The organism is Azospirillum melinis (genome assembly GCF_013340935.1).
Lineage (GTDB): Bacteria > Pseudomonadota > Alphaproteobacteria > Azospirillales > Azospirillaceae > Azospirillum > Azospirillum melinis.
Window position 1 is genome coordinate 1 of sequence record NZ_WHOS01000080.1, and the last position, 13292, is coordinate 13292.

The 13292-nt window shown below is 68.0% G+C and carries 8 protein-coding genes; all 8 read left to right on the plus strand.

Going from position 1 to position 13292, the window contains the following annotated elements:
* The first annotated feature begins 453 nt into the window (after positions 1-453).
* The 8 genes from GBZ48_RS32485 (at position 454) to GBZ48_RS32520 (ending at position 13253) form a co-directional block, all read left to right on the plus strand.
* Complete coding sequence (locus GBZ48_RS32485; protein ID WP_174474799.1) at positions 454-2190, plus strand: type I secretion system permease/ATPase; 1737 nt, start codon at positions 454-456, stop codon at positions 2188-2190.
* Positions 2187-3542 carry an HlyD family type I secretion periplasmic adaptor subunit gene (locus GBZ48_RS32490; protein ID WP_174474800.1) on the plus strand — a complete coding sequence of 452 codons (1356 nt, stop codon included), beginning with the start codon at positions 2187-2189 and terminating at the stop codon, positions 3540-3542. The genes GBZ48_RS32485 and GBZ48_RS32490 overlap by 4 nt, the downstream gene beginning before the upstream one ends.
* Positions 3543-4208: 666 nt before the next feature.
* The gene (locus tag GBZ48_RS32495; protein ID WP_174474801.1) at positions 4209-5027 is read left to right on the plus strand and encodes a calcium-binding protein; all 819 of its coding nucleotides are present in this window, start codon (positions 4209-4211) and stop codon (positions 5025-5027) included.
* A gap of 152 nt (positions 5028-5179) precedes the next feature.
* Entirely contained in the window at positions 5180-7471 is a 2292-nt protein-coding gene (locus GBZ48_RS32500; protein ID WP_174474802.1) for a glycosyltransferase, read from the plus strand.
* Positions 7468-8295, plus strand: a complete 828-nt coding sequence (locus tag GBZ48_RS32505) for a class I SAM-dependent methyltransferase (RefSeq protein ID WP_174474803.1) — start codon at positions 7468-7470, stop codon at positions 8293-8295. Before GBZ48_RS32500 ends, GBZ48_RS32505 begins: the two co-directional genes overlap by 4 nt.
* Entirely contained in the window at positions 8292-9680 is a 1389-nt protein-coding gene (locus GBZ48_RS32510) for a glycosyltransferase family 4 protein (protein WP_211105969.1), read from the plus strand. Before GBZ48_RS32505 ends, GBZ48_RS32510 begins: the two co-directional genes overlap by 4 nt.
* On the plus strand, positions 9677-11884 hold the full coding sequence (locus tag GBZ48_RS32515; RefSeq protein WP_174474804.1) for a hypothetical protein: 2208 nt from the start codon (positions 9677-9679) through the stop codon (positions 11882-11884). The genes GBZ48_RS32510 and GBZ48_RS32515 overlap by 4 nt, the downstream gene beginning before the upstream one ends.
* Positions 11885-11939: 55 nt before the next feature.
* A complete protein-coding gene (locus GBZ48_RS32520; RefSeq protein ID WP_174474805.1) occupies positions 11940-13253 on the plus strand; it encodes a glycosyltransferase family 4 protein in 1314 nt (437 codons plus the stop codon).
* The last annotated feature ends 39 nt before the right edge of the window (positions 13254-13292 follow it).

Here is a 13292-nt window from a genome sequence, read left to right on the forward strand (position 1 = left end):
TGCAGGGGGCCGGATGGGGGGATCACGGCGTCTTGCGCAAAACTCATGCAGCGCAGCATGCACGATGTCGGACGCGTCTGACCAGATGGCTGGAAACCCTCCCCCGAAGGGCCTAAGACCTTAGGTGAAGTTTGGTTTCTTCCTTTTTTATCAGAGACTTATCCGTCGTTTTCTACCCCTTTTTCGGATGCTGGAAAGGGGTGACGACCAAAACTTGTCACACGTCTCTAAAATGTCTCCGGTGTAAAGCTTAGGCGTGCCAAATCCGCCGGCGCTCCCCCCGCGTCCGGATCTGTCCCAGCATAGGCGGTGCCCGTTCGTCGGGCAGGCCGCATCCGGCATCCCCCCAGCCGGCTTCCTGTCCCGCGTCCGTCGCCGCCGGCAGCTTTTCCTGTTTTCCCCGATTTCCAGCGCCGCATCAGGTGGCGAATCCTCCTTCAGGAAGGATCGAAGATGAGTTCCGTGGATCGGCCCCTGCTGACCCAAGCCTACCGGAAGATCGGACAGGGCCTGCTGCTGGCCGGTGTCCTCAGCCTGTTCGTGAATGTCCTGATGCTGGTGCTGCCGCTCTTCACCATGCAGGTCTACGACCGGGTGATGAGCAGCCGCAGCCTGGAAACGCTGACGATGCTGGCGATCATCGCGGTCGGGGCGTTGGCGCTGTACGGCGTGCTGGACTTCATCCGCGCCCGCGCCTTTCTGGTGACCAGCGCCGTGATCGCCCACCGCTTCAACGTACCGGCGCTGGAGGCCTCCATTGTCGACGCGCTGTCGGGCGGCCCGCGCAATGCGGCGCAGACCATGCGCGACCTGAACGACCTGCGCAGCTTCATGACCAGCAGTGCCGTGACCGCCCCGCTGGAACTGGCCTGGGCGCCGATCTTCCTGGCGATCCTGTTCCTGCTGCATCCGGTCTATGGCGTGCTCGCCATCGTCTCAGCCCTGGTGCTGCTGGTGATGGGCGTGCTGACCGACATGCTGACCCGGCGGCCGATGGCCCAGGCGAACGAGGCTTCGGCCCGCGTCTTCGCCGACATCGCCGGCACCGTCCGCCATGCCGAAGCCATCGAGGCGATGGGCATGCTGCCGGCACTGGCCCGGCGCTGGCAGTCGGCGCAGAGCGGATCGGCCGGAATGATCGACCGCGGCGCCACCCTGTCGCGCGGGCTGGCTGCCGCGTCGCGCTCGCTGCGGATGATCCTGCAGGTCGGCGTGATCGCCGCCGGTGCCACGCTGGTGATCGACAATCTGGTGACGCCCGGCAGCATGATGGCCGCCGGCCTGATCACCGGCCGCCTGCTGCATCCCTTCGAACAGCTGGTGGACGGCTGGCGCCAGTGGGTGAAGGCGCTGGAGGCGCACCGCCGTATCCGCGACCTGCTGAACAACGGCGCCTCGGCCCGCTCCACCATGCCGCTTCCCCAGCCGCAGGGCGTGCTGACCGTCGACCGCGTCACCCATGTGCCCTCCGGGCTGAACCGCCCGGTGCTACGCAACGTCACCTTTGCGGTCCAGGCGGGAGAGGTGCTGGGCGTCATCGGCCCGTCGGGAGCGGGAAAATCGACGCTGGCCCGCCTGCTGGTCGGCGTCTGGCAGCCCACCGCCGGCGGCATCTATCTGGACGGCACCAGCACCTATCTGTGGGAGCGCGAGAGCTTCGGCAAATATGTCGGCTACGTGCCGCAGTCGGTGGCGCTGCTGGACGGCACCATCGGAGAGAACATCTCGCGCATGGCCAGCGCCGACCCGGCGGAGATCGTCCGCGCCGCCCGACTGGCCGGCGTGCACGAGATGATCGGCCGCTTGCCCTTCGGCTACGACACGCCGGTCGGCGACAGCGCCTTTTCCCTGTCCGGCGGTCAGCGGCAGCGCATCGCGCTGGCCCGCGCCCTATTCGGCCGCCCCCGCCTGCTGGTGCTGGACGAGCCCAACTCCAACCTCGACCATGACGGTGAGCAGGCCCTGCTGAGTGCCGTTCATAAGGTCAAGGCGGACGGCACGACCGTGGTGATGATCGCCCACCGCCCCTCCATCGTCGCAATCGCCGACAAGCTGGTGGTGATGAAGGATGGCGCGGTCGAGCATTTCGGTGCCCGTAACGACGTCCTGAAACTGGTACAACCCGGCGGCGCTCCCGCCGGCCCCAACACCACCATTGCCCGCCTTGTCCGCAGCGGAGAACAGCGATGAGCAGCGATACGCCCCTCCTGTCGTCCCAGCCGGTCTGGACCGCGACCATCGACGTGGCCCCGGTCGAGCCGTCTCTGCGCGGCACGGCGCTGGCCGGCGCGCTGGCGGTGCTGGTGGGCTTCGGCGGCTTCCTGACCTGGGGCTTCACCGCCAGCCTGGACAGCGCGGCACTCGCCGCCGGCACGGTGATGGTGGAGAGCCACCGCAAAACCGTCTCCCATCTGGAAGGCGGCATTCTGCGCGACCTGCTGGTCAAGGACGGCGACCTCGTGCATGCCGGTCAGGTGCTGCTGCGGATGGATTCCACGCAAAGCCAGGCGGTGGTGGCCCAGTTGCAGGGGCAATATTGGACGGCTCTGGCCCGGCTGGGCCGGCTGCGCGCCGAGCAATCGGACGCGCCGAAGCCGCTGTTCGCCGACGAGTTGGTTAAGTCGGTGCGCGACAATCCGGTGGCGGCGGAGGCGATGGCGGTCGAGGAACGGCTGTTCCGGTCCCGCCATGACAGCTACGAGGCGCAGCTCGGTATCCAGCGCAAGCAGATCTCCCAGTTGCGCGACGAGATCGCGGCATTGGAATCCCAGCGGATCGCCACCGCCGACCGGCTGCGCTACACCCAGGAGGAAACTCGCGTGGTGCAGGGCCTGCTGGCGAAGGGATACGAGCGCAAGCCGCGCCTGCTGGAGCTTCAGCGCAACGTCGCTGATTCCGAAGGGCGGCTGGGCGAGCTGATGGCGAACAAGTCCAAGGCGGAGCAGGCCATCGCCGCTGCCGAACTGACCATGATCAACATCGGCAACACCCGGCGGTCGGAGGTGTCGACCGACCTTCAGGCCGCTCAGGCCAGCGTCGCCGACCTGTCGGAACGGCTGCGCAGCGCCGACGACGTGCTGCTGCGTCAGGCGGTCACCGCACCGCAGGCGGGGCGGGTGACGGGGCTGAAGTTCTTCACCACCGGCGGTGTGATCCCGGCCGGTGCCGGCATCCTCGACATCGTGCCGCAGGACGATGCGATGATCGTCGAGGCCCGCGTTTCCCCTCACGACGTCCAGAATGTGGAGGTCGGCAGCAAGGCGATGGTGAAGCTGACCGGCTACCGCCAGCGCGCCGTGCCACCGGTGGCGGGGCAGGTGGTGTCGCTGTCGGCCGACCAGCTGGAGGACGAGCGCACCGGCGCCTACTACTTCGCTGCACGGATCAGCATGGATGCGGCGGAGCTGAAGGCCCTGCCCAATGTCGAGTTGCATCCCGGCATGCCGGCCGAGGTGATGATCCACGGCCATGCCCGCCGCGCCATCGACTATTTCCTGACGCCGTTGACCGACGGTCTTCAAAGAGCCTTCCGCGAGAAGTAAGCGGAACCGCCATCCCACCCGGCCCTCCCCCGTTCGGGCCGGTGCGGGTGGGGGCCCTTGCCTGGGTTCCATCCCCTGGCCAGGGGCCCCGTGAGAGGGCCGGCGTCCCCCACGCCGGCCCTTTTGCACGTCCGCTACAAAAGTGATGCAGTTTTATTGCAGTCGGTTCGGCAGATGCTTGCATAGGGGAGTATTCAAGCATTTTTTCGGTCGCTGAATGATAAGGTGATTTTCTTTTTATCTTTGCCGATGACGCTTTCGCCATGGCCGGCATGAACGGTATCGCCGTCGACAGAAAATCCGCTGTGGCTTTGGATAGACCATCCGGTTTTAAAAGCCTTCTTTTAACGATTTCGACTTTTTCCTGCAAATCCAGCCAGTCCACGGCGTTTCGGTGGCAAAAATGCGGGTCTGACCATCAATTTTTAAAACGGAAATTGCTTAGAAATTCGAAGCAAATCAAATTAACTGTCTTTTTGAAAATATCGACAATGCGTTCTACTGCAAGAATCCGCTGTCTAGACTCAACTTTCTCTTCCATGTGCCCGAGTTTTATCACACTATCCGCCCGATAGATTTGGTTACACCGAAAGGCGAGCTCAGCCTTTCGAGCGAGGCCAAAAGAAGGCCCAAAAATCCCAATCACATCGCAAGGAGACACCTACGATGGCTACGGTTCCTGGGGGCAGCTACGACGTGCATATCGGCACGAATCACGACGATCTGCTGGTCGGCGGCGAGGGTAACGATCTGGTGCTGGGGGGCAACGGAAGCGACACTCTGCTCGGCGGCAATGGACATGACCTTCTGTTGGGGGGCAACGGGGCGGACGTGATCCATGGCGGCGCATCGGCGGACGTGCTGCTGGGAGGTAACGGCAACGACATCATCGACGGCGGTTCGGGCGACGACATCATCCTGGGGGGGAATGGTGACGACGTGCTGATCGGCGGTGCCGGGCGCGATCTGCTGGATGGCGGCAAGGGCGACGACGTGCTGTCGGGGGGCGACGGTGACGACGTGCTGAACGGCGGCGCCGGCGACGACACGCTGTACGGCGGCGGCCACAACGACATCCTCAATGGCGGCAAGGGCGACGACCTGCTGCGCGGCGGCACCGGCGACGACGTGCTGAATGGCGGTGACGGCGACGACACCCTGTTCGGCGACGACGGCAACGACCGCCTGGAAGGCGGCAAAGGCGACGACCTGCTGATCGGCGGTGCCGGTCACGACGTCTTCATTTTCTCCGGCGGCGGCGGCCAGGACGTGGTCCTTGACTTCAAGGCCGGCGAGGACGTTCTGCAGATCTCCCGCAACATCAACGGCCTGAAGGTGACCGACGCTGCCGATCTGGCCGCCCGCGTCACCGACCAGCATGGCGACGCCGTGATCGACCTCGGCCATGGCGACAGCATCACGCTGAAGGGTGTCTCGGCTGCGGACATCCACAACCACCCGAATGACTTCTTCGTCATCCACTGACCGGGCACTGCCCAGGCACTGATCGTCCACTGCTTCCTGGGCAGTGAATGAGAAGGACGGACCGGTGGTGTCACAGCCGCCGCCGGTCCCCCTTTGCCCGCAGTCAGCCAATTTCGACTTTCAAATCCACCGACGCTGCCGGAATCCCATCCATGACCGTCATCGCCGTTCTGCCGAATTCGGTGTCGATTGCCCCCGCCCAATGTCTGGCGCTGGGCCCCCGCTTCCTCCTCGTCTCCTGGACGATGGATGGAAAGGCGGACGGTGCGGCCAATGCCGTCGGCCCGATCACGCCGAGCGTCGACGGGGAGCCGGTGCGTCCGCCCTTCACTACGCTGACCATCGACACCGGCTGGGGCGGACGGCGTGTCCTGTCGATCCTGCCGGCACCGCGCGATCCGCGGATGCCCATCCATTTCATCGCCAGAAACCGCGTGATCGCCGAGCTTCGCACCGAGTCCGGTGCCGCCGATCTCGATCCCGCCGGTTTGCTGGGCAGCCTGGACGGTGCCGCCCGGCTGCGGGTGCTGCGCTTCCTGTTCGATTTCGCCTGCTCCACACCGGCGCTTCGCCGCGATGCAGCCTTTGCCGGGCTGTGCCGCCGGCTGGTTCTGGACCGTGCGGCGGAGCCGGCGATGCTGGTGGTCCGCGCCACGGCGGGCGGTGACCTTCTTCTTTGTGCCGGGGCGCTGTCCGGTCGCTTCGGCGCCATCAGCGGTCTGGTGGTGCTGTCGCCGAGCGCGGTGGCGCGGGCACCCTTCGATGCCTGCATCGGACCCGACCCGGCCGGCAAGGGACGCATCGCCTTCGACCTGCTGATCGACCGCGGTCTGTGCGTGCCGGGCAATCTGCTGGTGGTGCTGGGCGCCAACGGCGTCGCCTGCCGCCGCTTCCCTGTGGAGTCCGCCGGCCTGCCGACCCTGACCGACCGGCTGAACCTCCGTCCCGACACGCCGGCCGCGCTGCGCCACTATCTGCTGACCTGCCTCGCCCAACGCGGCCGCAGCGATGCGTCCGCCGCCTCGGCGGTCAGCGAGTTGCAGGCGCTGGCCCCGCTGCCACGCCGGCAGGCCGCCGATGCCAAGCGGCCGATCGGCGCCTCGCTCGACCTCGCGGTTCCCACGGCCGATGGCGGCCTGTTCCTCGCCGGCTGGCTGCATGATCCGCATGGGCTGGCGGCGGAACTGGTGGTGCGCACGCCCTTCGGCGGTGAACGCCGGGTGGGGCGGTTCGCCCACCGCTTCCCGCGCGAGGATGTGGCCAAGCTTTACGGCACCGGCGGCATCGACCGCAGCGGCTTCGTCCTGCATCTTCCCGGCAAGCCCGAACCGGCGGAAGCGCTTCAGGTGACGGCCGAGCTTCGGCTGGCCTCGGGCGGTGCCCTGCGCCTCGTCCCGCCGCCGCGCCCGCGCGCCGATGCGGATGCCCGCGCCGCTGTGCTGGGGAGCCTGCCGCCGCGCTTCGCCACGCCCGAGCTGCTGGAGACCGTCATCGGTCCGGCCGTCGCCCCGCTGCATGCCGCTCATCTCGCCACCCGCGGCGAGCCGGAACTGGTCGTCTATGGCGAGCGCAAGGCCAAGCCCGCGGTGTCGGTCATCATCCCGCTTTACCGTACGCTGGAGTTCCTGCGTTTCCAGATCGCCTGTTTCGCCACCGACCCGGCGATGGCCGAGGCCGAACTGGTCTTCGTGCTCGACAGCCCGGAGCAGCGCGACGAGGTGGTGCATCTGCTGCGCGGCTTCCACGGGCTCTACGGCCTGCCGATGCTGCTGCTGGTGCAGACCGCCAATTACGGCTATTCCGCCGCCAACAATGCCGGCGTCGCCGTTGCCCGCGCCAACCGCCTGCTGCTCCTCAATTCCGACGTGGTGCCCGACCGCGCCGGGTGGCTGCCGCAACTGGTCGCGGCGCTTGAGGATCGTCCGGGCATCGGTGCGGTCGGGCCGAAACTGCTGTTCGACGACGACAGCCTCCAGCATGCCGGGCTCTATTTCGACCGCGACCTGCAAGGTGCCTGGTACAACCATCATTACTTCAAGGGCCTGCCGCGCGACTTTGCCGCCGCCTGCCGGCCGCGGTCGGTGCCTGGCGTCACCGGTGCCTGCCTGCTGACCACGCGCGCCGCCTACAGCGCCGCCGGCGGCTTCTGCGAAGACTACATCATCGGCGATTTCGAGGATTCGGACCTCTGCCTGCGCATCCGCGACCAGGGGCTCGACATCCGCTATGCCCCGTCGGTGGAGCTCTACCATCTGGAGCGCCGCTCCATCGGCCGGCACCAGGGCTACACCCGGGGCGTCGCCTCCGAATACAACCGCTGGCTCCATGGCCGCCGTTGGGCCGACCGTATGGCCGGACTGATGGCGCGCGACTGGTGTGCCGGCGACGAGGCGCTGCCGCTCCGGAGCAGCCGGCCCCGCAAGACAGCACAGGTGCCCCGATGAATGCGATTCTGCCGACCCCGCAGCTTGCCGTGCTGCGCCGCCAGACCGATCCGCGGCTGGAGTGGCTCTGCGCCCAGATCGCGCGCAACCGCTTCCTGCCGGTGCCGCCGCCCGAGCTGCATTTCATCGGCGATGGCGATTTCCGTGCCATCGGGGCAGAGTTCCTACGCCATTTCGTCCGTCTCGGCGGCTTGCGTCCCGACCACAAGGTTCTGGAGATCGGCTGCGGTGTCGGCCGCATGGCGCTGCCGCTGACCCAGTATCTGAACGGGTCCTACGACGGCATCGACATCGTGCTGGACGGCATCCGCTGGTGCGCCTCGACCATCACGCCGGCCTATCCGGAGTTCCGCTTCCACCATCTCGACGTCGCCAACGGCCTCTACAATCCCGATGGCCGGATCGAGGGGGAAGCGGCGACGCTGCCCTTCAAGGCCGGCGCTTACGACTTCGTCATCCTGACCTCAGTCATCACCCATCTGCGCACCGCCGATACCGAGCGCTACGCGGCGGAGATCGCGCGGGTGCTGAAGCCGGGTGGACGCTGCTTCCTCAGCCTGTTCCTGGCCGACGCCACCGCCCGCGCCGGCATCGCCAAGGGCACCGCGCGTCCGCCCTTCCGCGATGCGCCCGGCGTGGAGCTGCTGGCCGATCCCGAGCATCCCAACGCCGCCGTCGCCTATGACGAGGAGTTCCTGCTCGGCCGCTTCGCCGCTCATGGCCTGCGTCCCGCCCGCGTCGTCATGCGCGGCCACTGGAGCGGCCAGCGCGAGGCCGAGAATTTCCAGGATCTGCTGGTTCTGGAGAAGGGGACCGCGCCATGAGCCGGCGCCGCCTTCCGCTGATCCCCGCCAATCAGGCCGCCCGTCCCGCTCCGCGCCAGCCGGCGCGACCGCTGGTGGCCGCCCGGCCGCCGCGGGTGCTGCTGATCGCGCACAACCACCCGGGCCTGCATCCCGGCGGCACCGAAATCTTCGCGCATGAGCTGTTCGGCGGCCTGAAGGCTGCCGGCGCCGAGTGCCTGTTCCTGGCCTGCACCAACGACATCCACCGCGCCCCGCGCCCCGGCACCGGTTTCCAGACGTTGGGCCGCAGTGCCGACGAGGTGCTTCTGTGGGCCGGCCATTTCGACCATTTCCATCAGAGCCAGATCGATCTGCACGGGCTGGTTCCCGACCTGTCCAACCTGCTGCGCGCCTTCCGGCCGGACATCGTGCATGTGCATCACACGCTGCTGCTGGGCGTGGAGATGCTGTTCCTGATCCGCCGCGTCTGTCCGGATGCGAAGATCGTCTACACGCTGCACGACTATTATCCGATCTGCGCCAATGACGGACAGATGGTGACCCCGCCGCGCGGCGAAGGCGGGACGCGCGCGCTCTGCACCAAGGCGTCGCCGGACGCCTGCCACCGCTGCTTCCCCGACCGTCCGGCCGACCAGTTCCTGCTGCGCGAGAAGCACATCAAGGCGATGTTCGGGCTGGTCGACCGCTTCCTGGCCCCCAGCCGCTTCCTGCGCGACCGCTATGTCGCCTGGGGTCTCGACCCGGCGCGGATCGAGGTGATGGCAAACAGCCGTCCGTCCGTCGAGCCGGTCCCGTCGCGCGACCTGGGTCCCGGCGCGGCGCGCGCCGCCTTCGCCTACTTCGGCAACCTCAACCCGTTCAAGGGCGTCACTGTGGTGCTCGATGCAGTCGCCCGCATGGCGCGCCAGGGGCTTTCCCCGTCGCTGGCCGTGCATGGCGGCAGCCTGTACCAGACGCCGGAGTTCCGCCAGCGGGTGACCGACGGCTTCGAAGGGGCGCGCGGCCTCGCCACCGCCCATGGTCCCTACCGGCCGCAGGAGATGCCGGCGCTGATGGCCGCCGCCGACTGGGTGGTGATGCCGTCGATCTGGTGGGAGAACGCCCCCCTGGTCATCCAGGAGGCCTTCCAGCACCGCCGCCCGGTCATCGTCAGCGGCATCGGTGGAATGGCGGAAGCGGTGCACGACGGCATCGACGGCCTGCATGTCCGTCCCAACGATCCCGCCGACCTCGCCCGCGTCATGACCCGCGCCATGACCGAACCCGGCCTGTGGGAACGGTTGTCGGCCAACATCCCCGCCGTCCGCCCGACGGAGGAAGCCGCGTCGCTCCACCTCGCGCTTTACGGCGAACTTCTTTCACCGGCGCCCGCCGCTCTTATCCAGGGGAATCGCACCCGATGAAGGACCGCAGCACCAAGGCCGACATCACCGCCGCCGTCCTGCTGGACGAGGACACGCTGATGCTGTTCGGCGCCATCGACCAGCCCCTGCCGGCCGACAGCGTGGTGATGCTGGACGGCATGATCGACGGGCGCTTCCGCGGCGGCTGCTGGACCGATGGGGCGGGGGAGCGCTGGTTTCTGGGCGCCATCCGCGTTGCCGGGCTGGCCCACATGCGCCCATCCCGCATCGAGATCGAGGATGCCCAGGGCAAGCACCTGCTGCTGCCCCGCCTGTCGAACGTCCGCACCAACCCTGCCCATCTGGTCGCAGCTTTGCGCGAGGTGCAGCCGCAGTCGCTCGACACTGCATTGGACGTCGCCGTGACCCTGCTGTCCGGCCCGGCGATGGGCGAGGGTGAAGCGGGGGAGGGCCACCGCCGTACCCGCCTGCTGTCCGGCTTGGCGCAGGAGGCCTCCCGTCCGGACGGCTTCGCCGAGGTGCTGGGCCGTTTCCGCGACGGTGCGCTGATGGTGCAGGGCTGGTCGCACGGCTTCCCGGCCGGTGCCTCCCATGTGCTGCCCCATGTGCTGGTGGAGGCGGAGGAGGTGCGGCCCCACGCCATCGCCGCCGCCCCCTTCCACCGTCCGGACCTGCCCGACGATGCCGCCGGCCTGCTGACGGTTCTGGAAGGCCCGGTCGCCTCCCCCGAAACCATCCGCCGCATCCATTTCCGCGCCGCCGACGGCTGGCGCCATCTCGCCATTTTCGAACACCGGCAGCTTCTGGCCGACGGCGTCGCCTCCGCCCATGCCCGCGACATGCTGGGCCAGTTGCAGGGCGATGCCGCCCGCCGCGGCGTCGCCGCTGCCATCGCCGCCCGCTACAACGGTGTGGAAACGGTGTCGCAGATCCAGGCCCCCGTGCGCATGGGGCTGGACATGGCGGTGCGCGTGCCGGGCGCCGGGCTGTTCGTTTGCGGCTGGCTGCTCGACCCCACCCAGGCGGTCCGTGCGGTGACGGTGAAGGGCGGCGGCATGACCGCGCGGCTGGACGCCGACTGGTCGCGGCTGGCCCGCAAGGACGTGTCCGATGCCTTCGCCCATGATCCGCTGTTCGCCGGACGGCTGCTGCCGGGCAACGACGGCCATGGCTTCACCGCCTTCGCCCGCGAGCCCGCCGGCATCGCCGCCGATGCCGAATTCCATCTGGAGCTGACGCTGGCCGACGGCATCGCCTTCCTGCCGCTGCCCTGCCAGCCGCCGACCGGCGATTCGCTGCGCCGCATGCTGGGCGCGGTCAATCCCGACAGTCCGTCCATCGACCGTGTCGTTTCCACCCATCTCGGGCCGATGCTGCGCACCGCGGCCTCCGCGAAGGCGGCCCCGCCCTCCGTCCTGCATCCGATGGGCCGCGCGCTGAAGACGCCGCGCGTGTCGGTGATCCTGCCGGTCTGCGACGGGCGCGAGGATGTCGACCTGAACATCGCCCGGATGGCGAACGACCCCGACTTCGCCGAGACGGAGATCCTGGTCGCCGCCGGTGCCGGTACCCATGAGCGGCTGGCCGGCATGGTCCGGCAGGCCGCCGGCTTCTACCGGCTGGCGGTCGGCTTCGTGGCCGCTCCCACCGCCGCCGACCCCTTCGAGGCGATGGCGGCATCCCTGCCGCATGCGAGAGCCGACCGTGTCCTGCTGCTGTCGCCATCGGTCCTGCCGACCGAACGCGGCTGGCTCTCTGCGCTGGAGCGCGCGATCCGCAAGCCGAACGCCGTGGGTTCCGCCGCACTGGCCCCGGTGATGGTCAGCCCGACCCTGCTGTACGAGGACCACTCCGTCCGCTTCGCCGGCATCGTCGCGGTGGAAGGTCCAGGCGGTGCCGTCACCTATGAGCGCCGCTTCGCCGGCTACCCGCGCGACTGGCTGAAGGATCAGGAGGCGCCCGCGGTCGATGCCGCCTCCGCCGACTGCGCGCTGCTGCCGCGCGAGCTTCTGACGCGTGCGATGGCCGACGGCGGCCGCTATCTCGGGCTGGAGCCGAAAGGGCTGGACCTGTGCCTGCGGGTGCGGGCGGCCGGCGGCTCCTGCCTGTGGCTGCCCAAGGTGCGGCTGGTGGCGGTCGACGAACAGTCCCGCAATCCCCGCGACCCCAGGCTGGAGCGCATGAGCGCCCTGGTCGACGACTGGAGCTTCGCCGAGCGCTGGAAGGCGTCGATCGCCGCCTAGCGCTTTGCCACCACCCGGTTTCACACCCCCTTCGACTTGGACAGACGGTCACCCGATGAGCAAGACCAAGCGCGCGCTGATCATCAGCCATGGCCACCCCTCCTTCTCGCTGGGCGGGGGTGAGGTCGCCTCCTATAACCTGCACAACGGTCTCCACGACCTGCCGGGCTGGGAAAGCCACTATCTGGCCCGCGTGGCGCCGCCCATCGCCCAGCACCGCGGCTCCGCCCTGATGGCGCTTCGCCAGAAGGAGCGGGAGGTGCTGTATTACGCCAACGACTACGACCATTTCCGCCTGTCCAACCGCAACCTGCCGGGGCTGGAAAAGGACTTCGTCCGCTATGTCCGCGACCTGCAGCCGGACGTGGTGAACTTCCACCATTTCCTGGGGCTGGGGATCGAGACGATCCAGGCGGTGCGCCAAGCCCTGCCGCGCGTTCCCATCGTGGTGACGCTGCATGAATATCTGTCGATTTGCCATCATCACGGCCAGATGGTGAAGACCAGCCGCAACACGCTCTGCTACCGCTCCAGCCCGGCCGACTGCGCCGGCTGCTTCCCGCACATCGGCGAGGCGGAGTTCTTCAAGCGCGAGCTGTTCCTGAAGACCTTCCTGGAGCAGGCCGACTTCTACATCAGCCCGTCGAACTTCCTGATCGACCGCTATGTCGACTGGGGGCTGCCGCGTGAGAAGTTCCGCATGATCGAGAACGGCCTGACCATCGAGGGCATCGCCCCGCCGCGGCCGGTCACCCGCGGCGGCAAGCGCAACCGCTTCGCCTTCTTCGGCCAGCTCACCGAGTTCAAGGGCGCGCACCTGCTGGTGGAGGCGGTGTCGCGCCTCTCCGACAAGGTCTGGGGCGAGGACGGCGCGCTGATGATCTTCGGCGGCAATCTGGAACGCCAGCCGGAGGCCTATCAGAAGCGCTTCAACGACGCGGTGGAGAAGGCTGGCGACCGGGTGCGCTTCTATGGCAGCTACCGTTCGGCCGAACTGCCGGGCCTGATGAAGGACGTCGACTGGATGATCATCCCGTCGATCTGGTGGGAGAATTCCCCCGTGGTCATCCAGGAGGCCTTCCTGCACGGCCGCCCGATCATCGCCAGCAACATCGGCGGCATGGCGGAAAAGGTGACCCACGGTGTCGACGGACTGCATTTCCGCAACGGCAGTGTCGAGGATCTGGTGGACCGCATGACAGAGGCGCTGACCACGCCCGACCTGTGGGACCGCCTGCGCCTGCGCATCCGCCGCCCCATCGACCGCGCCGAGTGCGCCCGCCAGCACTCGGAAGTGTTCGACGCCCTGCTCGCCGCCGGCGGTGCCGCGCCCTCCATGCCGGAACGGGCAGTGGCTCAGCGGTCTTAAGAAAAACGGGATGGCCTGTGATATTTTCCGAAGTGTATA

Coding starts and splice junctions, on each gene's coding strand:
- GBZ48_RS32515 (WP_174474804.1), top strand. CDS start 9,677: ATGAAGGACCGCAGCACCAAGGCCGACATCACCGCCGCCGTCCTGCTG.
- GBZ48_RS32505 (WP_174474803.1), top strand. CDS start 7,468: ATGAATGCGATTCTGCCGACCCCGCAGCTTGCCGTGCTGCGCCGCCAG.
- GBZ48_RS32490 (WP_174474800.1), top strand. CDS start 2,187: ATGAGCAGCGATACGCCCCTCCTGTCGTCCCAGCCGGTCTGGACCGCG.
- GBZ48_RS32510 (WP_211105969.1), top strand. CDS start 8,292: ATGAGCCGGCGCCGCCTTCCGCTGATCCCCGCCAATCAGGCCGCCCGT.
- GBZ48_RS32485 (WP_174474799.1), top strand. CDS start 454: ATGAGTTCCGTGGATCGGCCCCTGCTGACCCAAGCCTACCGGAAGATC.
- GBZ48_RS32520 (WP_174474805.1), top strand. CDS start 11,940: ATGAGCAAGACCAAGCGCGCGCTGATCATCAGCCATGGCCACCCCTCC.
- GBZ48_RS32500 (WP_174474802.1), top strand. CDS start 5,180: ATGACCGTCATCGCCGTTCTGCCGAATTCGGTGTCGATTGCCCCCGCC.
- GBZ48_RS32495 (WP_174474801.1), top strand. CDS start 4,209: ATGGCTACGGTTCCTGGGGGCAGCTACGACGTGCATATCGGCACGAAT.